This window comes from Vibrio sp. R78045, assembly GCF_042466085.1.
In the GTDB taxonomy this organism is placed as follows: domain Bacteria; phylum Pseudomonadota; class Gammaproteobacteria; order Enterobacterales; family Vibrionaceae; genus Vibrio; species Vibrio cyclitrophicus.
Genome location: NZ_JAXHBS010000013.1, coordinates 38,002 through 63,801 on the forward strand (window position 1 = coordinate 38,002; position 25,800 = coordinate 63,801).

The window sequence follows — 25,800 nt, forward strand, 5'->3', positions numbered from 1 at the left end:
GTATTTCAATCAACTTCAGGCTTAACCCAAACTTGGCTAAAGTCGAACCAACCAAGTGCATTGCACTTGGCATTTTGCAGCGTACCGCATTGATCTTTATTAACACCTAACCAGCAATGGAACATAGGTATCAATTGATTACTTTGTACGAGTTGTTTACCAAGTTGTCTTGCAGGGAATTGCTCAAATTCACCGGACCGCCAACGATCAATCATATGACACCACTGGTCAAAATCGTCCGCTGGGCTAGATTCATCGAGAAAACTGTAATCCATCAACCAACCCGCCAACGCATCGTCTCGATTATTAGCAATACCCATTGGGTTGATCCAAATATCAACGTCATCGGCATGTGGTGGTTCTGTTTTGTAACCGTGAAGTTCAACATCAACATTGTATTGCTTTAATACTGTGACAATCGCTTTTGCTAACGTTGGAAACATTGGATGCTGGCATTGGTACGCCAGTCTTATAGTCGGTTTACTGTTTGCTGGTGGACAAACTGGAGTCTTCAATTTGATGTCATACCAACCAGGCTTGATTCCATATGCGTGAAGTACGCCCAGGTCTATGACAGTTTCTTTGGGAATATGCACAAACAGATCAGCCGCATTCAAGGTGTTCGATAAAAACTCTGCCCACGCCGGATCTTTTGCAATACCCTTTTTTCTGTTCAGTAACAAATACGTACAACCAGGATCAAGTTCAACTTCATCACTGTCGCCACGGTCTGCCATCACAGGCTTAGAAAGACTTGGATAAACCATTGATGAATACGCCTCATCGACAACCCAAACTTCAACACGGTCTATCAGAGGCCTAAAACCAAAGTATCCATTAAAAGCATTTAACACGAGTTGCTTTTCGTCGTTCTTCTCTACGCGATACGGGCCGGTGCCGATAGGTCTAATATCATAATCTTCGCCACGTAAAGTCATCGGTAACGTGACTTTAGCAACCGATTCAGTGAGAGCGAGGGGGAAATGCCTATCCGGACGCGTTAAAAAAACATCGACGACGCAATTTGCTGGCGATGAGACATCTTTAATATGAGAGAACATATTGAGCGGCTCAAGTTGTAAAAGCGTATCCACTACATGATAAGTTAATAGCGGTTCTCCGTTATGAAAGCGGACCCCCGGTCTCAAGAAAAATCGCCATTGATAGTCATTTATTTTTTGCCAAGAGTGAGCTAAATCCGGCTGTAGTTGATCATTTTCGTCTAGGCGGGTTAAACCACTAAAAACCTGACAAGCAATGTGTTGTTCAGAACGGCGCATTGATTTGGTAGGGTTGAGCATTGATAGTGGACGATAATAAGGTAAACGTATGACCTGTTCACCCTCTTGATACTGTACACCTAAATAGTTCTGTATAACTTGAGTGAGTTTTGCAGCATTGTGGTCGAGCACTGAAAGTGCCTGTCCAATTTTGCCTTCTTGTAAATAGCGCGTAGCTAAGTTTTCGCTTACATCACAACGATTCTGCTTAAAGATAAGTTGAGATAATTTACCCCGCCCCGCAGCAGGTAACCACTCTACCCACCCTTCTTCTTCGAGCTTGTTGAGAACCATTCGGGCATTTCGGCGCGTACAACAAAGGACATCTGTGATGTCGTCTAACTGAACATCAGAATCTTTACCGTCAAAATGTTCAAATAGAGTTTCAAATTGAACACGAAGTCTTGGGCTACTCATAAAGAGGAAAACTTATTCAAAGGATATTGAATTCAGTTTCCCTATTTTACGAGTCAAAATCAATCGAACTTATGATTTATTACGAAGAGATTATGAATGTGAGTCGGTTTAGTATCCTTAACAGAAAGCGAAAGGTTTGAATAAACGCTGTCATAGCCAGTAATTACATCACATCGCAGCCAATTTCATTGGCGATGTCACGGAGCTGTTGTTCATTGTCTAATTTAATCGACCATTTACATTCTGAACCGTTGGCAGAAATAACGTTTGCCCCTTTTCCGATCAGTTGAATCGCATCAACTTGCGCTTGCAGTGTGACTCTATGCTCACCATTCAGACGAACAACTAGCTCATGTGCTGTTGCGATGACTTTTCCACTTTTAAACGTTATGACCATGGATTTCTCTAACTAAAATAAACAGTTTATATGAGGTTCATAAGCTGAGGATGGATTGATTCCTGTCCCCAGCCTTTCTTATCGAATTAACGTTTGTGCTTCTTCACTGCAATAGTTAGCCGGCTTGTACAGACTAAGCGTTGACGCTCATCAGTAATGTTTATCTGCCATACTTGGGTAGACACGCCAAGGTGAATAGGCTCGGCAGTGCCGATAACATGGCCCTCACGCATTGAACGAACGTGGTTGGCATTAATGTCTAATCCAACGCAATAGTAACCATCAGGAACGCAGAAGTTTGCTGCGAGTGAACCTAGCGTTTCGGCTAAAACTACCGATGCACCGCCATGAAGCATGCCCAGCGGTTGGTGCGTAAAGTGACAAACCGGCATCGTCGCCACTAAAGAACGATCGTTAACTTCAGTGTAAACAATGTCGAGGTGCTCAATTAAGGTATTCTTTGAGGTCGCGTTGAAAATATCGAGGTCAACGGGCTTTTTCCAGATCGTCATGTTGGGTCCTTAATTATTGATTTTGCTATCGCGTGAGCCGCTTTTTTTGTCTTAAAGCTATAAGTTATCTTACAACTATTAGTTATTACGCAAGTTGATGTTAACATGCATAAAAACCGAATATACAGAGGATATTGTATGACGTCATGGATGAAGTTTGCCTTGCTTCTCACACTTGCAGGCCTAACCGCATGTAGCGCTTCCCCGACAGGAAGAAACCAATTGCTGCTTTTTTCAGATCAAGACATGTCTCAGCTTGGAGCACAGTCTTTTGAACAAATGAAGAAAGAACAACCAATCAGTAAAGATGCAAAAACCAACGCGTACGTTCAATGTGTAGCGAACAGTATTACTCAACACATTCCTAAACAAGGCTTTAGTGAATGGGAAGTCGTTGTTTTTGATAGCGACCAAGTGAACGCCTTTGCGCTACCTGGCGGAAAAATTGGCGTATACACGGGTTTGCTCAATGTTGCGGTTAACCAAGACCAATTGGCGACAGTTATCGGCCACGAAGTTGCACACGTATTAGCGGATCACAGTAATGAGCGTCTTTCTCAGTCTCAAATAGCTAATACAGGTTTATCTATCACTAGCGTCGCCTTGGGAGCTTCGGAGTACAAACAGTACCAAGGGATGACGATGGCAGCCCTAGGTTTAGGAGTTCAATACGGTGTTATTCTACCTTATGGCCGAACTCAAGAGTCAGAAGCCGATGTCGTAGGTTTAGAGTATATGGCTCAGGCCGGCTTCGATCCTAACCAGAGCGTCGACTTGTGGCAAAACATGGCAAAAGCATCAGGTGGAAGTCAACCGCCAGAACTGTTGTCTACGCACCCTTCTCACAGCACGCGTATCAAGGATCTGCAAGCAACCATCAAAACGTTACCTCAGTCTGGTGCCACGAAACCAAATTGCAAAGCATAATTTACCCATCAGTAACATGGCTTAATACAAAAGCGCCCTATCCATTTTGGTTAGGGCGTTTTTGTTGGTTTCATGAGCTATTCGAACGGGTTCAACTCACAGATTAAGTGCCTAGAATTTGTAACGGAAGGCTTAGTAGTTCATCACCTGTTGACGCGAAGTACCAAATAACGCCAATCAAGCTACTCACCAAACCAACATACCAGACGAATGACACTACTTGTCCATACCTATCTAACGGCAGCAAGTGACTGTGATGACGCCCTTTCCATTCGAACAGAATCTCAACACTACCCATAATTAATAGGAAACCAAACAGGGTTAAGTTCAATTGGTAACTCAACACGACACCTGCAACGGCGGCTGCGACACAGAGTACAATACCCAACACGCTGTTCATCGAAAAGCTGATACTTTTCAACACGTGGCCGCCATCAAGAGGCAAGATCGGTAGCAGATTGAATAAGTTTAACAAGGCATTAAATACTGCAAGCCCGGCAAAGAACATCTCACCAGTTGCCCAATACAACACCATAAATACCAACGACAATATCAACCCAAACAGTGGTCCCATAATCGAGATCACCACGTCTTGCCAGCGTGTATTAATCTTTTCGTCAGAGAGCGCCAAGCCACCGAGGAATGGTATTAAATAGATGCCTTTAGTCTTCATACCAAAGTACTTCATCGCTCTGATATGACCATATTCATGAAACATTAGACAAGCGATCAAGGCCAAAGCGAACTGAATAGAAAACAACCATGAATAAGCCGCTAAACTTGCAGAGGCTAAAACTACTTTAATCAACTTAGCGCTTTTGAGCGCTTTCATACCAAGTGATACTAAACCGATTAAGCTAAAACGCTTCTCTGTTTTAGGTGCTACAACGGGTGTTTGTTGCTCGATATCTTTAGTATTACGAGTGCCTTCAGTAATGGTTTGGCCATTAACTGACGCTTTATACGTCATCTCAAACGGTTGCCATTGAACCAAGGCTTCAACGTGACACTGCAACGTATCTTCACCAGCACGTAACGTAAATGTATGAATTCGAGCGTTATCTAACTCCGTAGTTGCATCAAGTTGCGACACTAACGTATTGTCCCAAAATAATTGCTGCCATCCTGCCATTGACCCTTCTAAACGAAGTGGCTTCCCAAGAAATTCTACAGCGAGTAATTCCAAATTTAAATTCCAATCTAATGACTTTCAAAACGAATCAACATTATGCCGATTTAGTGATAAACGGTAAACATAAACAAAACTGTTACATATTGAGCAATTGGACACTATTTATGCCGATAGTGTGCATAAACATTCTGGTCACACCTCCAACCACGAATAAATCATTGATTACATGCATATTATTGATGTTAAAGTCCCGCCCCCTAAAAATATAACTTCACAAAATGACAACTCATTCTTTGACTTTACATGAAACATGAATTTAACATGTTATTTACATTAGAGCATCGTTCACAAGAATGCTCCCTGTGTTTTCAACAATAAGAATGAGATTTGATGCCCTAGGAGGGTCAAGGATGAAAACAATACAACGCTCTCTCGTTTCACTTTCTGTGCTATTTGCATGTAACTCACTTGCGGCTGGTTTCCAAGTTGCTGAGCACTCTGCCTCAGGTCTTGGTCGCGCATTCTCAGGTGAAGGCGCGGTAGCGGACAACGCAAGTGTACTAGCGAGAAACCCCGCCGCGATGACCCTATTTGATACAGCCCAATTTTCAGGCGCGGTTTCTATCGTTGATCCAGAGGTTAACGTCACTCAAACCAAAATTAATGATAGCGATTTCAATCAGAAGTCTTCTGACGTAGCCCCTTTGCAAATAGTCCCGGCCGCTTACTACATCAGTCCAATCAATGAAAAGTGGGCATGGGGGATTGGCATGTTCACTACATATGGCGTTGCTACTGATTATCCCGACGATATTTATGCAGGTGATTTAGCTGGTGACACATCTTTGGTGTCCGTAAACCTAAATCCAAACATTGCTTACAGAGTAAATGAAAGCTTAAGCCTTGGTGCTGGTATCAATCTGGTATATGCGGAAGCTGAGTTAAATAGACACAAAGGAAGCCTGCCTGTTGGCGGATCGCCAAGTGATAAACTGATATCAATGACTGGTGAAACGTTCGCTTTTGGCTGGAATGTGGGTGCGTTGTACGAACTGAATGAAAATAACCGTTTTGGTTTTGGCTATCGCTCATCTGTTGAACTTGATTTTGATGACGGAGAGTTCACGGATTACACCGGCTTAAAAATGGAGAGTGGTGCTCCAGGTAAGACAACCGGACGCTTAGAAATTGAACTACCCGATATCTTTGAACTATCTGCTTTTCATCAACTTAGCGATGCTTGGGCAATACATTATGGTTGGCAATTAACCAAATGGAGTAAGTTCAAAGAATTAAAAGCAACGAGTTCAGATTGTAAAAATAATGAGTGTTTCTTAAAAACCGAGCATTACGAAGACAACCAAAGATGGTCTATAGGTGCTACTTACATGGTTAACCAAAGCTGGACTCTACGTGCCGGTTTGGCATATGACGAACAAGCTGGTGAAGCAACGTTAAGCATCCCCGATAGCGACCGTATGTGGTATTCAGCCGGTTTAACTTATGCAGTTTCTGAAAACATGACTGTCGATGCAGCATTTGCGTTAGTACAAAGTGAAAGTGGTTCGTTTACCGAAACCGATGCAGCAGGACAAAAGCTTACATTTGATGCTGAAGGCGTTGCTTACCTTTCAGCGATACAACTTAACTACACGTTCAACTAACCGTACGGGAATAATTACATGAATAACAAATTTTCTTTATCTCTCGTATGCTCAGCTTTACTTCTTGCTGGCTGTGGGGACAACAGTGAAAGCTCTGGCGATTCAACGGCTGCACCTTATTCCGATGCAATCAATCAGTCATTGGCTAGAAGTTCTAAAATTAGCTTTACGCTTTTAGGTAGTGAAGCGGATGTTCCTCTTCCCTCTTTCTTTCTATTCGATACCAATGATCACACATTGAACATTCCGTTAGATTCAAATTCAACGGGGTTATTGAATGATCCAAAAGTAGCGATGGGAGAAGCAGATGGTTGGAGTACTATCATGCCGTTCACCATCAATGTGAACCTTTCTAATGACAGAACGTTGAAGAATGATGTCGTAATGATGGGTACGACACCGTTTAGCGCGCACTTAAATGCTGGCGTAAAAGTCGCTAAAGTGGATGTTGATCTGGGCACCGGTGTAATGTCTAACTTTACTGCGCTAACTGCTGGAGTTGACTATTTAGTGGCATCTAGCGATTTTAAGACCATACAAGTTTTACCTCTTAAAGGTTTAGATCCTAGCTCTGACTACATCTATGCATTAACTGACTCAATTGTTGATAGCGCAGATGAACCACTAGGAACATCAAGCTCCTACGCGTCTTTAAAAACTACAGATATAGACCAAGCAGGCTCGCTCGATTTACCACAAAAAATCATCCATCAAGTTGAAGCGTTATTCGCTGGCTATGGTGAAGTGTCAAGTTCAGATGAGATCATCTATTCATCTTGGTTTACGACTGCTTCAGCTGGTAACGTTATGAACGGTGCTAAAGCTGCAATTGCACAAACGATTAGTCCCGCAGTTACCCCTTCTGATATATGGAAGAACCTAGCGAATCCAAATAATATTTCGGTAGCTGATCTCGATAAGCTATATACTTTTACAGTTGATGGAGCGAAACAGGATTTTGCTACAGCTGTACAAGCTGACGCGATGTTTAAGAGCGCATTTGGTGACGATGCTGCTACACAATTAGCGGCTGGTTACAACGCTAACTTCTCAGCACCAGCTGCTGCTTCTATTCAAGTTTATCGCGGAACAGTTGAACTGCCATATTTCTTGTCTGATTCATTAACAGACGATGAATGGAAAACAACGCCTTGGCGCAGTGCTATGCCTAGTGTTTTAACTATCTTAAGCGTACTCAGCTCAGGAAGTGACGCGGACAAAACAGCCGTTGCTACACAGCTAGCAGGTTTAGGGATTACTGAGCCTACTACTCAACTCTATCAAGCAGAGTACCAACAATTACTCATTGGAGAAAAGTTAACCCTCGCAGATGGAGAACAGTTAGACAGCGCGCGTATCATGACTAAATACAGCGCTGTACCGCAAATTCGAGCAGTAACGTCAGTGCCGTTCGTTATGTTTGTGCCTGAAGGAGTAGCTATCGACAGTAGTTTACCAATTTTACAGTATCAACACGGTATCACTAGTATCAAAGAGAGTGCTTATGCTTTCGCGATTCAGCATATTGGCGGCGCACTTACTGGAACAGCGCCATACAAACCCTATGCAATTATCGCTATTGATCAACCACTTCACGGTCAACGCGCACTAAGTGCGGATGCCGTGACGACACCAACGTCACCTACCGTATACATGAATCTTGAGTACTTGCCTGTTGCTCGAGACAATATTCGCCAAAGTGCAATTGATGGGCTTGGGGTTCGATTTGCTTTAAATTCAGCTACCGATGCTGCATTCAGTAACCTAGATAAAACAAATGTATCTCTATTTGGGCATTCCATTGGGGCTATTACAGGAATCAACTCTTACACGGTAGGTAATACTGTGTTGAACCCTGCTATCGATTCTATGTTTAGTTATACAAGTGCAACCCTTGCTAACCCAGGTGGTGGTATTGCTCCTTTCTTGCTTAACTCAGGTTCTTTCTCTCCTGAGATCAAGCATACCGTTAGCCTATCAAGTGTAACAGAGTACCAAGCACACTATTCAAGTAACTGTGTTCCAGTGAGTAAATCTGGTGGCCTTTGCTTTAATGAGTATTACACGACCTTAAGTAGTGACAGTGCGCCTAGTTCAGATAAAGCAATTAAAGCGACAATTGACTCTACTCTTACTTCATTCATGTATGCTGCGCAAACAGTTCTAGATAACGTTGACCCATATAATATTGCATCTACAACTACCGGACCTGTACTTGGTATTCAAGCAGATGGTGATGGAACAATACCAAAACTCTGTTGCTGAGATCCCAACAGCCGGAACTGAACCACTGTTTAAGAAATTATCCTTGGTTAATACTGCAATCGATGCTTCAGGGACGAGAGTTGCTTCTTACTTTGACGCAAACTCTTCAGCTGGGCATTCAACTGTAATTTCAGCGAGCACTACTGGTACAGATGTTGCTGCAAATACAGAAATGACCTCTCAAATCATCCAGTTTACTCTTACTCAAGGTAACGCTACTGGAACGTTAGCAGTAGACGATACTCTACTGGATGCTTCTAAAAATGTTCAGTAGACGCATACGGAGATAAACCACCCTCTAATGCCAGCTTAACCGCTGGCATTTTTGTATCTGTCGTTCGAACAATCTCCCTCGTTAACCGTTTGCATAGAACCTTAAAACACAAATGGTTGATCTCAGCTAAAATTAATCAAGACAGAATACCGTACGACCTCTTTCTTTATTGTAAATAAAGTGGATAATAGCCTCGTAATTTAATACCTAATAAATGTGAGTCCATTATGTCTTCTGAAGCTACTATGCTAGAACGCTGCCAATCTAAATGTGAACTATGTGGTTCTGATTCTTCTCTTACTGCATACGCAGTGCCGCCACACAGCCACGTAACAGTGGATCACGGCATCATGGTATGTGACAAATGCCTTGGTGAGATTGACGATCCTAAAGACATCAACCACTGGCGTTGCCTAAGCGACAGCATGTGGAGCCAAGAAGCGCCAGTTCAAGTAATGGCGTGGCGTCAACTAACACGTCTGAACTCTGAAAGCTGGGCTCAAGACGCGCTAGATATGATGTACCTTGAAGAAGAAACATCAGTTTGGGCACAAATCGGTATGTCTGCTGATGACAAGCCTCTTGATGTGAACGGCGTTGAACTAAAAAAAGGTGACGACGTAACAGTAATTAAAGATCTGCCAATCAAAGGTACTAACCAAGTGATTAAGCAAGGTACTGTTATCCGTGGTATCAGCGTTGGTGACGATCCTAAGCTTGTTTCTGGTAAAACAAACGGCGGTCAATCAATGTACGTAATCGCTGAGTTCTGCCGTAAAAAGTAATTATTCTTTTAGCTGAACAAAATCTAAAAAGGCGCTAATGAATAATTAGCGCCTTTTTTATTAGAAAAAATCAAACCGATTTAGTAGTTCTAGAAACCACTGCCTATATTAAAGTAGATAGCGCGTTCTTCATGGCTTTGCGCGTAGTCCATACCAAGGTGTAAACCATAACGTCTCGCAATTTGATATCTGAAGCCCACTCCACCCGCATTCACCTTGTTACTTTGATCAGCTCGCTCCGTTGCTTTTCCTGAACCATAGAAGCCTGATACTTTCCAACGATGATTGATACTGTAACTCAGCTGCCCTTGAAGGGTTTCAACTTCATCCCCTTGATAGCGAAATGAAGACACACCTCTTAATTCAACATAGGGCTTAGCTGTGGGAGACACAAATCCATCACCTTGCTCATAATTTTGATAGTTACCCGCTAACCCAAGTGTCCACTTTTCTGACACTGGAATGTAACCTTCCCCTTCAATATTTAAGTTTCGATAGTTTGAATCACTACCAATCACCTCGTCAAATACCATGTAGTCTGCAGAAAATCGATATCCTTTTGTTGGATAAAACAAATTGTTCCTTGTATCGAACTCAGCTTCAATACCTAAACCAGATGTCACTGATTCAGTGCCTAGGGTAAACTCCATGAGTTTGTCGACCAAACGATTATCAGATTCAACTTTAGACTTGGCGAATAACTGTTTCAAACCTATCATCCAAGGTGTATCACCGATTCTAAATTGCACCTTTTGTGAAAGTACCGCGACCGACGTTGATGTGCCAAATTTCAAGTCTAATTCTTTGCCACCAAAAGAAAGTTGCTTATATAAATCGATATTCGCAACACCGAAACCACCGCCACCGGTATAACGAATTGAATCATTCATCCATGAACGTCTGTGGCCACCAAAAACAAACCAGGTTTCATTTTCTGTTCCTAAAGCACCAACAACACTCATCGCAGATGGAACAAGTTGCGCACCACCATCAATAGCCTTTAACGCTGCTTCTTTACGGATTCGTTTTTCTTCTTCGTCCTCGTGTAAAAACAACCCAGCAACACCACCACCATAACCAACCGCAGGCTCGGTAATTAGTATAGGTATAGGTAAAAACCCCGTTGCATTTTCTGCAATGTGATGTCCCATATCAAATTGACTATCAACAGGATCATAAAACGATGCAAAGGAAGGTGTTATCGTAAGCAAAGAGCAAGAAAAAAGAGCAAAGCCGCCGCAGCGATTCATAAGATTGGCCTCAATAAAAAGGCCGGGTAATTACCCGGCCGAAAGTTTGCTTCCTTGCAATAAACATAGAAATTAAACACTTATTGCCAATAAAGGGGGTCCTTAATCGACTGGGTTAGAGTAGGTCAAACTGTGGCATTGCCCTACTCTCATATGGAGGATCTAGCCCTACAAAATCAAATCATTCTAAAGATGACAAAGACGAAAAAGGCTCATATAAATGAGCCTCTGTGAACAAGTAAACTGTGTTATTGGTTCATTAATCTCGCTTTAGCAATCGCTCTACGTTTTCTTTGATAACTGATAATACTGATGACTTAACTTCGCTAATTTGTTTAGAATGAGGGCACCATAGTGCAAAGCCAAATTTAAATCCTTGTTCCATTTCAGACGATTGTATAGGTTCGATGTCGTAATGCGAAAATTCAGAATGAGCGAACGTTTTTGGTAGAAGTGCCCATCCTAGACCTGCTTCAACCATTTTGATAACTAGCGCTAATTGGTCGACTTCTTCATTGTCAGAACTAACGGTTATTTTTTCGGACATTCCTTCTTCAATGAAGGATTTTAAGACAAACTGCTTCGCATTTCTTAGCGCTAAAAGTACATCTTCTTTTGCCAAAGATGAAAACTCACCATTTTTTTGAACGAAAGGAAAAAATTCTATATGGCCTAAAAAGGTGGCATCAAAACTGTGTATTCCACGACTGTCATGCACGTTGACCAATCCAAAATGATACTCACCGCTCTGAAGGCCTTGCTTAATGTCTTTTTTATTTCGTACAAGAAAATTCACTCGCATCATCGGGAAATCACGACGCAACTTCTTTCGAATATCCACAAGGATTTGATGAGGTATCACACTTGAATAAGCAAAAGTAATGTTTTCCAAACCGCCATAAGACAAGCTCAAGGCTACCTTGTCGAAAGTGCGTGCTTGTTCAATCGTTTGCTTAGCATAGTGATAGAGATGGTGCCCATCTTCTGTTGGCTTAACCGATCTTCCAACCCTTTCAAATAGACTTACCGCGAGTTGGTCTTCAAGGTTAGTAATAACCTGGCCGATTGTTGTTCTGTGCTTGTTAAGCTTAACCGCAGCCTTGCTAAAAGACAGTTGGTCATAGACAGTCACAAACGCGAGAAGTTGTTCAATGCTGAAATTCATTTTGTTGTGCTTACTTTTAGTTGTTATGTATTTAAATTATCACAGGTTGACGAAATATCTACTTTGTCAGAATAATAATAGTGAAATGAATTTGTCTGGTTTAAAAAAAAACCTACTTAAGTCAGTAGGTTCTATCATTGACGTGTAACGAATACTTAAATGTATTCGATAATTCGTGCTAAGTAGTTAAAGTCGCCTGAATCACCGTGGTAATTGCGGTAAACATCGACACTAAAATATCTAGGTTGATCCGCTTGAATATGTTCAGCAATACGCTGCTCAATGGACTCTAGAGTTTCACCCGTTTGCGAGTAAATGTATTTTTTGGTGTTTTTTTGAAGCTGGCGTTGCTTGGCTTCTTTGTGTGTAACGTAATTGTTCACTTCACCCCACAGACCAATGTAATCAATCGCCACATAGTCTGAATTTTCTTCAATCATGATCAACGCCGCTTCTTGCTGAACGTCGGCCAGTTGTAGCATGTCATTATCGACTTTCTGTTGTTCCATTAAGGTTGCGTTTTGGGCTATTACACAGGTAGACGTTGTCATTAAAAGTATCGCTAATGTTGTTTTTCTCATTTTCTAATATCCCTAACTAAGGTAATTCGGTTACCCAAGGTTTCCCGCGTGTTGCTTTGTGATAACCATATTTGTATATGGTTAATAGGTAATGTTCATCAAACATGTCTTTGGTGCGTTTTGCATAACTAAAGTCGTGTTCCATATAAGTAAATTGCATATCGATATTGTTGATTTCGCAGATGTATTTCATTCGATATAGGTCACCACGTGTTTGAGCAAGAGTCAGGCTTGATACGCTCTTTGCTACCAAATCGAGCCCCTTATCTCTGAGTGAGTGATACGGTGCTTTCAGCGAGCCATTTCGAATAATATCGAGTTGTGGTGATGTCTCTAACCCAAGTGAATCTGAGATCTGTTGATAATCGAAGTTAGATGGATTGAAGAACACTTGAGTCGCTAAACCGCCATCGACATGCAACTCTTCAAAAATTACACCTTCATGTTCCACATTAATAAACTGCGGTGGGAATACTCCGGGAATGGAAGCACTTGCCGCCAAGACCTTATAAATGAGTTCAGACTTATTTGGCATGTCACTGTTTGCTATTGCGCCCACATTCCAAATGACAAGCTCGCCAGAATCAAAATGTGTGGTGCCAATAAACAAACGTTTGCCGCTGCGATGTTGCGTTGCAATTTGCTCAATCATCGGTTCAGGGAAAGCCTCAGCAATAAACTGGTACAAGTGTTCTCCATCGGTAAACGCATCTTTAAAGACAGTGTTTAAAAAGTTCTTTTTTCCGAGCACTGATTTATCATTGATGTTCAACATTACTTTTTTCATCTTCGAAAACGCATCTCCCCCGATAAACACAAACGGTGCCATTAATGCTCCTGCGCTGATGCCAGTCACTATCGAGTAGTCCTTCAGTTGGCCTGATTCTTCAAGCCCTATTAAGATACCCGCACCAAAAGCTCCGTTTGCGCCACCTCCTGACAATGCCAAGATGTTCAGTTGATCGCCTGATACGGTAATCGGCGTGGTTTGATCGTCTGCAGAGTATAAGAAGTCTGGCGCCTCACTCGCCCAAATACGCAGTGGCTCTTCTACTGATGATGCATCTTCTACAATGACGTCTTTGTAATTGTCTTTGTTTACGCGTACATCCAGTGTGTGAGGTGAACTACAAGCCACTACTAGAAATGACAAAGCAACGGTAAGACCCGAAGAGATTAGACGGTTCATATTTAGGCTCATTTAATTTTCTCTAACGTGATTCAGAGACTCTGTTTAATAAAATTAAAAAGCAGAGAAGTTAATAAATAGGATAAAGTGAAGTCCATCTCTTTGTGGTCGTAATATAGCTAGAATCGGGCTTAACTCGTAATCTCGTTTGTAGGACTCTATCCATCGAATAGTCACCCTGTTAGCCTTCGTCTTAAACACTGTTGGAGTTAAACGCTCTAGCCTATTTTAACTACGTTGAAGTCGTGAGTAGGCTCAACAAATTCATATTGAGCATTAATCGTTTGTAGTTCCCAAGTGCCATAGCTCTTAGTCAGCTCCAATACACCGTAGACGGCGTTGTTTGCGTGACGGAGTGCAGCCACCGGAGACATTTTTTTCATTAATCCTGCAGTAAATAAGCCCGAAATAAGATCGCCAACACCAACCGGTTGTTTATCAAATTCGATGTTCGGTCGTTGAGCTAAATAGCATGCTTTTTTCGTTGCGAGGATCATACTGAATGCGTCGTCCGGTAATGAGTGTAGATGTTTCACTAGCACGATTTTTGGCCCAAGCTCCAGAGCTTTCTTACAGGCTGTAACCGCATCATAAAGCGAGTGAATTTTGGTGTCGGTCAATTCACTCAGCTCAAATTGGTTTGGTACGATCACATCAGCTATAGGTAGCAAATGCTTAGCAATAGCCGCTTTAACGCCTACATCAACAATGCAACCTTTGTCCGGGTCTCCCATTACAGGGTCACAAATATAGAGCGCACTGTGGTTCTTTTCTTTGATGAGGTTCACCGCCTCGGCAACCGCTTTGCATTGGTCTGCACTTCCCTGATAGCCCGATAAGACCGCCCCACAATCTTTCAACGCACTGATGTTGTCTAAGCCTCGAACTAAGTTTCGAATATCGTCCGAACTAAATGTTTGCCCCGTCCAACCTTGTTCATATTGAGTGTGATTAGAGAACTGTACAGTATGGATTGGCCACACATCGAGCCCCATTCTTTGGATTGGAAAAACCACAGAGCTGTTGCCTGCATGCCCATAAACCACGTGAGATTGAATAGAAATAATGCTTTTCATACGCCGCTCTTTTTTTAATTTTAATTAGATTTTGGATTACTAGGGTAAGACGACTAAATAAACGCAACGGAACGTCAAGATAGGCAGTTTTTGCCTTCTAACCACTGTGCTTATTTGGTCGGAATAGCCTCGACATCGCCGAGGCTTATTCTTAGTGAGTTGAACGTCATTGACTTAAAATCGAGTCTTCAGTTTTAAGTTTTAAGTTTGACTAAAACTTATTCGCCTTGAAACTCAGCGAAGTGTTCGTCTAACACCTTGCGTGTTGCGCGGCCAATCAGTTCGTACTCGTGGTGAGTCAAGTTAGCCAGTGACACACGAACAGAAGCGTGTACTACATCGAAGCCTTTGCCAGGAAGCAAGATAACGCCAGTTTCGTGTGCAAGGCGGAACAGGAAGTCTTTACCCTTCTCGTTCGCTTTGAACCATTCAACGAAAGCTGGGCCATACAATTTGCCACCCAAAGTGTCGAGCTCAAGCAATGTGTAGTAGTCCACACGGTCTTTGTTTTCTTCAATTTCAATACCCATATTTTTGTACAAAGTTTTGTAACGCTCGCGAATAATACGTTTGCACGCTTCTTTGTAGTTTTGCTCTGAGTCCATTAGGCAGTTCAATGAGAACAGCGCCATTTGAACTTGTTGTGGTAGTGAAAGACCGGCAGTGTGGTTTAATGCAACACTTCGGCTGTCTGCAACGATACGGTCAATGAACTTAATGCCGCGTGGTTCCGGGTCTAGCGTCTTGTAGCGATCATCCAGTTCCAGCTGACGAGTTTCTGGTTGGCTGCGCATTGCATCATCGAACACGTTGTTGTGCTGAATCGCAATCGAGCCAAGGCGCCAGCCTGTCGCACCGAAGTACTTAGAGAATGAGTAAACACAAAGCGTGTTGTATGGAAGTTTGGCAAACAGTGAAACGAAATCGTCTGCGAATGTACCGTATACATCATCGGTGATAATGAACAGATCACTACGTTGTGTGTTAACGAAGTCTGAAAGGTTATTCAGAGTCTCATCGGAGAACTTCACTGATGCAGGGTTTGCTGGGTTTACCACACATAGCAGTTTGATGTCTTTGTCTTCAAGCTTCTCGATTTCAGACATAGGTAGCTGCCATGTTGTCTCATCTAAACGAAGTTCTACAATCTCAAGTTCGTATTCTGAAAGCTCAGGGATTTCTAGGTAAGGTGTGAAGATTGGTGTGATTAACGCAACCTTATCGCCTTTCTTTAGTAGACCGTTGTGAAACATGGTTTGGAATGTGTACGTCATTGATGCCGTGCCACCTTCCGTTGCAAACAGATCGAAATCTGTCGTCATTGGCATAGGACCGTACATCTCTTCTGCAATGTATTGTTTTACAACGCTTTCGATATTCGTCAGCATTCGTGGTGGTACTGGGTAGTTACACGCTAAATACGCATTCACTAGCTCATTTAAGAACACTTGCTTCTCGATACCTAATCGATCTTTTGCGTAACTCAGAGCTTTTTCAATGAATTGAACACCTGGGTTCTGTTGATTGTTGTTTGCGTAAGAATCAAAGCGCTCAACAATACCAACACCATCTGGAATGCCGCCAAAACTTCCGTCTAAGTAAGAGTATGTGCGCTCCGCTTCCATTACTGCGAATTCACCCAAGCGAATAAATGCTTTACGTGGCAATGTTGCTAGGAAGTTTGGATTACCACGACCTGCATCTAATAAAGTACGGTCTGGCACTGTTTGCGCAACTTCAATTAATTTGTCTTTTAATTCAAACGGGCTTAAATCAGCGAATTTAGAAAAGTCGATAGTTGTATTTTGTGTAGTCATGATATTTGCCTAATAATTTAATCTTAAACACTTTCAATTAGAATGAAGTGTTTTACTTAAGTGTGATTATTCAGGCCTACCCTATTTCGTTATTGGGCAGGTCTTTTAATAAGGTGATAATTTTTTAGTGTCTTTTAAATCTGTAATGAATTCTTAGGTTCAATTACATACCCGCATTAACGGTAATAATGCCGACGATAATTGGTCCCCATAGAGTCAGTAACACGTTGGCTACAGCGTAAGTCACGGTGAACGAAAATACTGGCGTTGCATTGCCTGTTTTCTCCATCAATGCTGCGAATGCTGGGTTTGCACTTCGACCACCAGTCACACAACCTAAAGCTTCTACTGGGTTCTTGATCTTCAACACAAAGTACGAGAAGAAGAATGAAATAATCTGTGGAATGATGGTGACTGCCATACCCAAGAACAGAAGTGACATTCCGTGTTCTTTGATGGTATCAACCGCTTGAGGGCCTGCTTGTAGGCCAACAATACCTACAAATGCCGCTAGACCAAAGTCACGAATGAAGTTTGCTGCACCCACTGGGAACTGAGCCACATGTGGGTTTCGGCTACGTAACCAACCAACAAGTAAACCAGAGATCAAACAACCTGCACCAGAACCAATCGTGACGGGAATGCCTGCAATCTTGAAGCTAATTAAGCCAATAAGAAGGCCCAACACCATACCGAAACCCAGTACGATGAAGTCAGTCATAGTCGCAGAACCCATGCGCTTACCGATGTATTTTTCAACTCGGTTAATGTCTTGAGCGGTACCCGTTAGCTGGATAACATCGTTCTTCTCAACAATAAGGTCTTCAGTAATCGCCACTGAAGTACCTGCACGCATGTAGTCTGTCACATACACGCCACGGAATGAGCGTTCGTTTGAGCTGTCTTTGATTTTTTTTAGCGAGCGACCTATTAGCTTGCGGTTATCAGCGATAAGTTGACGATTTTCTTCAATAACTTCATAGCTTTCCGGTAATGCTACTTCATTGCTTTGTGCCTTGCTCTGTAGCTCATGAACCGCATTTCTACGGCCGGTAACCACAACAAGGTCGCCGGCTTTAAGCGCAGTGAACTTGTCTGCACTTAGCTCTTTTCCATCGCGCTCAATAAGTTCGATACACGCAGCAAGTGATGATTGATTCAGTTGTGCTAGCGTTTTCCCAACCAATTTATCGTCGTGAGTTACTTTAAAAGCACGTGTCACTAGAGCGGTGACTGCGTTAAATTCGCCTTCTGCTAAATCGCGTTTGCCGTTAGAGTTTTTCTCTTCTAGGGCTATCGCTTCAGCTCGAATGTCCCATTTCATCAGTGTTGGGAATACCCAAGTCACCATCAAGATTGGTCCTAAAGAACCAAAGATGTATGTTACCGCGTAACCAACCGCTACGTTTGTTTGCATCAGGTGTTTGGCTTCTTCAGATACGCCGCCTAAACGTGCAATCGCATCGCCTGCAGTACCAATGATCGCGGATTGAGTTAAGCCACCAGCCGCTAGACCTGCAGCTGTACCTCTATCTAGATCAAATAACCACGCGGCAGCAAGCACACACAATAAGCCTGAAACCGTCATAACAACCGCAGAGAGCAGAATGTTAATGGTTCTGAAGTTAAGGGCTTTAAAAAATTGCGCGCCGCCTTGATAACCCACAGCATAAATAAAGAGCGCAAAGAAAATACTTTTTACGCCGGGATCAATCTGAACACCAAATTGCCCAATAATTACACCCATTAATAATGTTCCGGCTACCCCGCCTAAAACAAATCGGCCGATAGTAATTTTACCAACCATATAACCCAATGAGAGTGTAATAAATAGTGCGACAAATGGTGCCATGTCAAACAGATTAGAAATAATGTCCATGACAAATTTACTCTTGTTACTAAATATAAGGAGTAAATAATCTAACGAATAACTTAATAATGATATTTGTTGGATTATTAAAAATAAATAAAGCATCTCGTTGCTTCGAACCGAATATTAAGAACAAAAGGTTTTAATATGTAATCTCATTTGATGGATCAGATCATCACTTTGACTATTTGGATAACTCTTAAAGCGTAATTTACTTCTAAAGTCGTTGTTTTAACTGCATTAATCTGGCACCAGCAGAAATGAGTTATTTTCGAAATAAATTGCGATTAATTGTTTTTAAACCCTGAACGGTAACCTACCTGGCCTTGTTCTAATGGCTTGCGATACTAAAGAAAGACATGGCTGGCATAGCTACCTAGTAAAGTCGATTTTTTGATGGATCCGGTCCTCTATACGCGATTATCACAATAAATCGAATTCCGTTATCTTTGTATTCATCAAACAAATAGAGAAAAGAACCATGAACACAATGCCACATGAACTTGTGTGGGGTGAAGTCTACTTCCCACCGCTGTTATTGGTTATCGCACTGGCTTACATATTGACAATGCTAACAGGGTCAATCGCTACCAGGTTTGGCCTTCATAAGTACGTCGCCTTTCCTGCAATAGCAGAACTGAGCTTGATCGTGATTTTTACTGGCGCTATCGGCCATTTTATTACCATTTTTTGAGGCACTTACTTTGATCAAACGTTATCTCATCACACTTTTATTATTGGCTGCTGCGGGAACTGTGGTTTATAGCTATTACCAGTCGTACTCAAGTAACCCGTGGACCAGAGACGGGCAAGTGAGTGCTTATATTGTCTCGATTACACCTCGAGTAACGGGTCAAGTGATTGAAGTACATGTCGAAGACAACTCTAAAGTGAAAAAAGGCGATCTTCTTTTTGAAATCGATCCGAGTATTTACAAGGCGACCTACAGAAAAGCACTTGCCACACAAAAACAAGCGTTTGCCCTACTCGCCAAAGCCAAAAATGAAGAACAACGCGCCTTGAATTTAGAGAAAAGAACGCCCGGTGCCGTGCCCGTGCTCACTCTAAACAACTTAAACAACGCGGTAGAAACAAGCGCCGCGAATGTCGAACTGGCAAAAGCTAACGTAGAAGAAGCACATCTTAACCTTGAGTACACCAAGGTATATGCACCTACTAACGGCTATATTACTAACCTGACCCTACGCGTGGGTTCTCAAGTCGTCGCAAATTCACCTGTGGTTGCGCTAATTGATGAAGATAGCTTTTGGATTGAAGGTTATTTCAAAGAGACTGATTTAGTCGGCGTCGACGTTCAGGACACTGCCTATGTGACCTTAATGATGCACAACAATGTTCAACTAGAAGGACATATCAAAAGTATTGGCTTTGGTATTGCCAAGCAAGACGGCAGCACTGGTAATGATTTATTGCCAAATGTGAATCCAAATTTCCAATGGATACGTCTCGCTCAACGCATTCCTATCAAAGTTAAGTTAGACAAAATACCTGAGGACGTACAACTGCGTGTTGGTATGACTGCCTCGATTAAAATAATCAAAAATAGCTAGGTGGTTCTAATGTTCACTGCATCGACTAAAGACGCGATTAAAGCCGCACTGTCTATCGTTATCGCAATCTGCCTAGCGTTGTGGTTTGGCTGGGAAAAACCCTATTGGGCTGCGATAGCCGTTGCAGTGATGACATTGAACGAAAGCTTCGCCCATTCAATAAACAAAGGCCATAACCGGTTAATGGGAACCTTGTTAGGGACCGGTTATGCCTTTTTCCTTATCGCCATGTTTTCTCAAGATCGTTTCTTGTTTCTAGCATTTTTTACGCTGTTCCTTGGGGTGTGTATCTTCATGTCGAACGACGAGAAGTACGGTTATATCTTTTCAATTGGATTTGCCGTGTGTTCAATTGTTTCATGCATGGGCGGGTTTGATAGCCAAACCACCTTTCACTTTGCTGTTCTTAGGCTTCAAGAGACACTACTAGGAGTTGTGGTCTTCTCTTTTGTGTATCGCATCGTGTGGCCTGTGAATACTGAGCTCAACTTTGTACAACGTTTCGAAACAAGTAAACAAGCGTTGTTAGATGCAATGGAAAAATCAGACGACATCGATATTGCCGCACTTGAAAGCAACACCGCAAATATTGATAAGCTGTATCAACTTTTAGATTTACCACTGACCGGAAGTTATCATCTTAAAGAGAACATCCAAACATGGCGTTTGCGTATCGATGAAATGGCGCATATCCAAGATGCATTAATCAAACAAAGTAACAGTGAACCTAACTTGGGTATCCAGTGGTCGGTTATTATTAAGAACTTGAAGACGTTCGATGTCTTAACACCAGAACAATCTCTTGTTGAAGGCGAACTCAATGTAATGGGCGATCATAAAGAAGTTTCTTGGCATCATGCTCATCGCACGTTTGTTGAACATTTGAATGAAGATGGGCGCAAAGTGCTGCAAGGCGTGTCGATGTTTATCACATCACTATTGATTTGGATTTATCTTCCAGTGCCGGGCGGGTTTATCTTTCCTATGTTAGCCGGTGTATTCTCTTCTATGGTGCCGACAATGCCACCAAGCGTTATTAAGGATGCCTTCTATGGTGTATTGGGCACAGGATCGGTGATTCTGTTGCAGTACATCTTTGTGATGCCCTCAATGACGGAGTTATGGGCGCTCGGTCTATTCTACTTCCTTAACATTATGGTGATATGGAAAGTGTTCGCCACGCCTAAACTCATGGTGCATCGAATACTAGGTGTTAATTTGTTAGTCGTACTGACATCTGGAGCTCTCAACCTTACGCCCGTTTACCAAATTGAAACACCGCTATTAATGTTGGTTAATATCTTAATCATTTTAATGATAGCCAAGCTGTTTACTGATCTATTTAGGGTGAAGGTCACCGCTTAAAGCTCAATACATAAACCACTTCAACAATACGGCCTGCCCAGCATTTTACTTAGCAGGCCGTTTTTTATCTTATAAAAATCATATAAATCAGAATGTTAGAGTAGTTATTCATTAAAGTAGGATAGCGTCCATCAAACGCGATTAACGCGATCTGCCACCTCCTCTTAAAATCCTCTCATTGATTGACGCAATGCATTTTTAGTCGCGACATTCACACTAGCAATCCTAACGGATAAATACATAACAACTGAACACGACGTTCAGTATTACATCGACTGTTTGAGTCTCGAAGGTTTGAGGCCACTCAGCGTGGAAACCGTCATGAGTTTTTTTGAAATACGCACCAGCGCCTGTAAGACCCATACTCTTTCTGTGTTAGCGAGCGCCCTATTACTTATTACTCCCACTTTTGCGTCAGCAGCAAAAACCAAGACTTACACCGAAGTCAAAGAGCAAGGTCGAGTACTGTTTGACAAATATGGCATAAGTCATGACTTGCCAAAGCTAGCAATAAGCTCACTAGTACAAGGTCAGCACCTAGTTGAACACGCACATCGTACACTGCAAGTTGGTGATGATGTTCGTGACTCAAGCGTCTACCTCGTCAAGAACACCGACACTAAAGGCAACATCGACCTTCGTATCAAATATAACCCAGATGAGCTGGATGATAACGAAAACCTACTCGATGAAATAGAAGCCTTCACACGTACCGAATATCGCTTACGTCACTATGCAGAAAGCTTTGATTCATCTTCGGTTCGAGTAAAAGAAATCGACGATAACAAAGTAATCATCAGCTTCGATTATTCGAAGTATGGACTCCCTCAAGATATCGCATATTTCCGTTTTTTGAATGTCGACATTGAGTTAGTCGACGGTGAACCAAAACGAATGCTGATCAGCAATGACAAGCCGTTCAAACACCATACCTACAAGGTAGAAAGCTATAAGCAAGAGATTGAGTTTCACACTTTACCGACGGATAAGTTAGTCATCGCAAATAAAACAACTGAAGTGGTTGGTACAACCAAGAACAAGCCAATGAAGATGACGAGCATCATCGAACCAGTCGCGTTTTATGAAGAGGATAACGGCGTACAAGTGGTCAACGAAGCGAGGCTTCAAGAAGTATCAGACCCAAGAATGTTAGAAGCGAGCGTCAAGCTAGACCGAGTTTTTCCGTTAATGGGTGACATGGTACGACGTCAAGGCATTGATTTACCTCTTCCATTCGGCGTATCAGTGGCTTATCGCAACCAAGACATGGACATTCCAATGACTGATTACGTGATTGGTGGTGTTCGCTTGAACGACTTATTTGATCCTGAAGATAGCGTTGCGACGGTTAAGGCTGAGAGTCTTTCTATACGTGGTGACGTTAATATCCTGCCATTCTGGAATGTATTCGGATATGTAGGAAAGGTAAACGTTGATGCGAATGTGGATGCGGCTTATACCGGCGCAGCAGGTGAATACCTAAAAGACAAACTCAATGACAAATTACCTGGGCTAGGTAACGCACTTTGCGAAGGTGTCTCTGCCTTATGTAACAGTGGCCGTTTGAATGTACCACTTCATCTTGAATATGACTTACGCGGTGCGGGCACCACATTATCTGTTGGTTACAAAGAGTTCTTTGCCTCAGTCACAGGTACCTATTCACAAACACGCCTGAAAGGAATGGATGATTGGGGCGATGGCATTGTTACGGTTCAACCTATGTTGGGTTATCAATTAGTCGATTATCGAGCTCAGTTTTTCGTTGGCGCTGAATACCAAGGTTTAAATTCTCGTATGCAAGGCACTGTAAAAACTGATGACATCGAATTTGATTATGACGTTGGTGTCGACATCGATCAGTGGGCATTCCTAACAGGGGTTAACAAACAGATCGGCAAGCATTACAACATGACCGTGTTGTACAACAAAGGTGAAACTCGTTCGGCTGTAACGCTGAATCTTGGCTACCGATTCTAGTCACTGAGCTTGGGATACCAGCCTAACCTTAAAACTAGGTTGTTCTTAATAAGAAATTTTGTAGCTCTGTTATCTACGTAGATGACGATTAAACAGACTACGCCGAATACTATTGTGGAAACTCTTTTTATGACTATTGCATACCGCTCTACGATCGCCCTTACTATTGCTGCTGCGTTAGCAGGTTGCGATACTGATACTGCCCCTACAGTTCCATTGCCAGACAAACCAGAACCGCTAGTTCCGGCACCTGTTGAACCTTTTACCGCTCAAATCGGTGACGTAACGATTAAAGCGACCAAAGAAGAACTGGTTATTACTTCAAATACCGAAGACAACAAACTGACTTCTGTTGAGTCTTTTAAAGGTATTAAATTTGCTGAGGCAGAGCGCTTTGAGCACAGTGAACTTATCGATCTTGGGACTGACATTGATGCGACTGCGTTTGGTGATGCTTGCCCTCAATTGAAGACCGTTTCACAGACACAATCTGAAGACTGTTTGAACCTTAACATTTGGCGTCCAGTAGACTTAGATGCTGATGCAGATCTACCGGTTTATGTATTCATCCACGGCGGTGACTTTGAATATGGCTCAGGTTCTGAAGCACTTGTGCACGGTGATACCGTGGTTGCTCAAGGAAGCGACGATGGTAAGCCTTTCATCTATGTAAGCTTGAACTACCGTCTTGGTCAGTTAGGTACTCAATGGATTAAAGGCGCAAACGAAGATGGCAACTATGGCCTAGGTGACCAAAAGCGCGCCTTAGAGTGGGTACACAATAATATTACCGATTTCGGTGGTAATGCTCAAAATGTAACCGTTATTGGGCAAGGCTCAGGTGCTATGTCTATTGGTTTCTTGCAGCAAGATGACGATATCGCAGGTCAATATTTCCAACGTTCCATCATGCAGAGCAACCCGTATGGTTTTGAGTACGCTAGCTATGACGTGGCTAAGGACCGCAACAATGATTTTGATGCAAACACTTCGATCGACGAGATCATGGCGTCGCAAGAAACAGCTTTGAATGGTATTGAACAGCTAAAAAATTGGTTGTTAGGTTCTTTGCAAATCCCAATTCTGAGCCCAGCAGCAGATGAAACTCCAATGTCAAACCTGATGCCTTTTGCTCCCTACATCTTGTGTGAAAAAACTAGCTTACTTGGTAGCTGTAGCGAATCAGCAGAATCACCAATACAAGCAGGCTTCTCAGTACCTACTGTCCTCGGTGAAAATGCACATGAAGCGAACAGCTTTGGCATGCTCTTTACTACAACGTTCTTGATTCCGACAGTCATTGAACTACTAGCAAATGATGAGCCTGAACTGCTTACTAACGAAGAGCCAGCACAGCTTGCACTTGCAATGGTTAACTGGTTAGAAGATCAAAACAACATCGTTCTTCTTCAGCAAAAACTATCTGAGCGAGCAAGTGATGAAGTTTCAGCAGAGCTTGTATTGCCAAGCAGCGCTTACAGCGCTGTAACGAGTTTATTTTATGGTGCCAAGCTAGAAGGAGATCTACTTGAAATGACTGGATGCATTGATACCAGTGATATTGCGGGTACCTTAGGTTGCTTGGTCGACATTGTTGATATAACTAGCCACCAACAAACCCAAGACATTCTGGCTCTAACTGATTTTTACCCTAACTCAGAAGCAACTCTGGGCGACGCAACAGCGAACATGAAGCAATTTAAAACCTTGCTAAATGACACACTATTCAATGGCCCTGCTCGTTATATGGCAGCAAACAGCGAAGTACAAGCAACGTTATACTACTTTGAGCACAAACCAAGTTTTAACATGTGGAACTTTAAAACAGCTCTAAATGAAGAAACAGGCGAATACGACCAACTGTCAATCATTGATCTATTCAAAACGATTGGTTGCATCAGCGGTGCATGTAACGGTTCAGAACTACCATTTATGTTCAACAAAGCTGTACGTTTTGACGGTAGTGAGATTCACCCAACAAGTAATGAGAAGGCATTAATGAACGAAATGTCACGCCTATGGTTTAGCGAAGAACTATTCACTAACTACCAGTACAGCGATTCTGCCGACAATGTATTAGTTATCGAATCTCAAGGCTTTAGCGATAACACAACCTATGACTGGGACTATGTCACAAACCCAGGTGTTGATCCTAAGCTTCGTGAAGGTCGCTTAACGGGTCTAACAGAGCAAGGTCTTATGCCTTGGGACTGGTACCTAAACTAAACATATTCCCCCCCTCCTACTTTAACGGCCAGCTCGCTGGCCGTTTTTATATCCAAT

The 25,800-nt window shown here is 42.4% G+C and carries 19 protein-coding genes and 1 pseudogene; 9 read left to right on the forward strand and 11 right to left on the reverse strand.

The window, feature by feature from the left end:
* Positions 1-5: 5 nt before the first annotated feature.
* The 3 genes from SJY39_RS10815 to SJY39_RS10825 all read right to left on the reverse strand — a co-directional run bounded on the left by SJY39_RS10815 (position 6) and on the right by SJY39_RS10825 (position 2,606).
* Positions 6-1,697: an SgrR family transcriptional regulator gene (locus SJY39_RS10815; RefSeq protein ID WP_016793693.1), complete on the reverse strand. Its 1,692-nt coding sequence runs from the start codon at positions 1,695-1,697 to the stop codon at positions 6-8.
* A 163-nt stretch (positions 1,698-1,860) separates the two neighbouring features.
* Positions 1,861-2,094 carry a DUF3389 domain-containing protein gene (locus tag SJY39_RS10820; RefSeq protein ID WP_010429612.1) on the reverse strand — a complete coding sequence of 78 codons (234 nt, stop codon included), beginning with the start codon at positions 2,092-2,094 and terminating at the stop codon, positions 1,861-1,863.
* Between the two features lie 86 nt (positions 2,095-2,180).
* Complete coding sequence (locus SJY39_RS10825; protein WP_010429610.1) at positions 2,181-2,606, reverse strand: hotdog fold thioesterase; 426 nt, start codon at positions 2,604-2,606, stop codon at positions 2,181-2,183.
* Positions 2,607-2,744: 138 nt separating this feature from the next.
* Between SJY39_RS10825 and SJY39_RS10830 the strand changes: the two genes are divergently transcribed.
* Positions 2,745-3,533 carry a M48 family metallopeptidase gene (locus SJY39_RS10830; RefSeq protein ID WP_016792035.1) on the forward strand — a complete coding sequence of 263 codons (789 nt, stop codon included), beginning with the start codon at positions 2,745-2,747 and terminating at the stop codon, positions 3,531-3,533.
* Between the two features lie 103 nt (positions 3,534-3,636).
* Here SJY39_RS10830 and SJY39_RS10835 read toward each other — a convergent pair whose 3' ends face one another.
* Positions 3,637-4,719 carry a site-2 protease family protein gene (locus SJY39_RS10835; RefSeq protein ID WP_016793692.1) on the reverse strand — a complete coding sequence of 361 codons (1,083 nt, stop codon included), beginning with the start codon at positions 4,717-4,719 and terminating at the stop codon, positions 3,637-3,639.
* A gap of 356 nt (positions 4,720-5,075) precedes the next feature.
* Here SJY39_RS10835 and SJY39_RS10840 point away from each other — a divergent pair, with 356 nt between their 5' ends.
* The 3 genes and pseudogenes from SJY39_RS10840 (at position 5,076) to SJY39_RS10850 (ending at position 9,653) form a co-directional block, all read left to right on the forward strand.
* Positions 5,076-6,329 (forward strand): outer membrane protein transport protein, encoded by a 1,254-nt coding sequence (locus SJY39_RS10840; RefSeq protein ID WP_010429604.1) that lies wholly within the window; start codon positions 5,076-5,078, stop codon positions 6,327-6,329.
* Between the two features lie 18 nt (positions 6,330-6,347).
* A pseudogene (locus tag SJY39_RS10845) lies at positions 6,348-8,868 on the forward strand (VolA/Pla-1 family phospholipase).
* A gap of 227 nt (positions 8,869-9,095) precedes the next feature.
* Complete coding sequence (locus tag SJY39_RS10850; RefSeq protein WP_004730927.1) at positions 9,096-9,653, forward strand: PhnA domain-containing protein; 558 nt, start codon at positions 9,096-9,098, stop codon at positions 9,651-9,653.
* An 89-nt stretch (positions 9,654-9,742) separates the two neighbouring features.
* Here SJY39_RS10850 and SJY39_RS10855 read toward each other — a convergent pair whose 3' ends face one another.
* The 7 genes from SJY39_RS10855 to aspT form a co-directional block, all read right to left on the reverse strand.
* Positions 9,743-10,903 carry a BamA/TamA family outer membrane protein gene (locus SJY39_RS10855; protein WP_016793690.1) on the reverse strand — a complete coding sequence of 387 codons (1,161 nt, stop codon included), beginning with the start codon at positions 10,901-10,903 and terminating at the stop codon, positions 9,743-9,745.
* Between the two features lie 259 nt (positions 10,904-11,162).
* Positions 11,163-12,068, reverse strand: coding sequence for a LysR family transcriptional regulator (locus SJY39_RS10860; protein WP_016767437.1), 906 nt, complete (start codon positions 12,066-12,068; stop codon positions 11,163-11,165).
* A gap of 155 nt (positions 12,069-12,223) precedes the next feature.
* Complete coding sequence (locus SJY39_RS10865; protein WP_029203009.1) at positions 12,224-12,649, reverse strand: hypothetical protein; 426 nt, start codon at positions 12,647-12,649, stop codon at positions 12,224-12,226.
* 16 nt (positions 12,650-12,665) lie between these two features.
* Positions 12,666-13,838 (reverse strand): patatin-like phospholipase family protein, encoded by a 1,173-nt coding sequence (locus tag SJY39_RS10870; RefSeq protein WP_016793688.1) that lies wholly within the window; start codon positions 13,836-13,838, stop codon positions 12,666-12,668.
* A gap of 218 nt (positions 13,839-14,056) precedes the next feature.
* Positions 14,057-14,914, reverse strand: a complete 858-nt coding sequence (pdxY, locus tag SJY39_RS10875; RefSeq protein ID WP_010429583.1) for a pyridoxal kinase PdxY — start codon at positions 14,912-14,914, stop codon at positions 14,057-14,059.
* Between the two features lie 218 nt (positions 14,915-15,132).
* Complete coding sequence (locus SJY39_RS10880) at positions 15,133-16,731, reverse strand: bifunctional aspartate transaminase/aspartate 4-decarboxylase (RefSeq protein WP_016793687.1); 1,599 nt, start codon at positions 16,729-16,731, stop codon at positions 15,133-15,135.
* A 163-nt stretch (positions 16,732-16,894) separates the two neighbouring features.
* Complete coding sequence (gene aspT, locus SJY39_RS10885; protein WP_016792029.1) at positions 16,895-18,610, reverse strand: aspartate-alanine antiporter; 1,716 nt, start codon at positions 18,608-18,610, stop codon at positions 16,895-16,897.
* Positions 18,611-19,082: 472 nt separating this feature from the next.
* Between aspT and SJY39_RS10890 the strand changes: the two genes are divergently transcribed.
* The 5 genes from SJY39_RS10890 (at position 19,083) to SJY39_RS10910 (ending at position 25,743) form a co-directional block, all read left to right on the forward strand.
* Positions 19,083-19,295 carry a DUF1656 domain-containing protein gene (locus SJY39_RS10890; RefSeq protein ID WP_010429574.1) on the forward strand — a complete coding sequence of 71 codons (213 nt, stop codon included), beginning with the start codon at positions 19,083-19,085 and terminating at the stop codon, positions 19,293-19,295.
* A 10-nt stretch (positions 19,296-19,305) separates the two neighbouring features.
* Positions 19,306-20,172 carry an HlyD family secretion protein gene (locus tag SJY39_RS10895; protein ID WP_016785222.1) on the forward strand — a complete coding sequence of 289 codons (867 nt, stop codon included), beginning with the start codon at positions 19,306-19,308 and terminating at the stop codon, positions 20,170-20,172.
* A 9-nt stretch (positions 20,173-20,181) separates the two neighbouring features.
* Positions 20,182-21,537, forward strand: coding sequence for an FUSC family protein (locus tag SJY39_RS10900; RefSeq protein ID WP_016796778.1), 1,356 nt, complete (start codon positions 20,182-20,184; stop codon positions 21,535-21,537).
* Between the two features lie 321 nt (positions 21,538-21,858).
* Positions 21,859-23,517 (forward strand): hypothetical protein, encoded by a 1,659-nt coding sequence (locus SJY39_RS10905; protein WP_010429568.1) that lies wholly within the window; start codon positions 21,859-21,861, stop codon positions 23,515-23,517.
* Between the two features lie 129 nt (positions 23,518-23,646).
* A complete protein-coding gene (locus SJY39_RS10910; RefSeq protein WP_016796777.1) occupies positions 23,647-25,743 on the forward strand; it encodes a carboxylesterase family protein in 2,097 nt (698 codons plus the stop codon).
* The last annotated feature ends 57 nt before the right edge of the window (positions 25,744-25,800 follow it).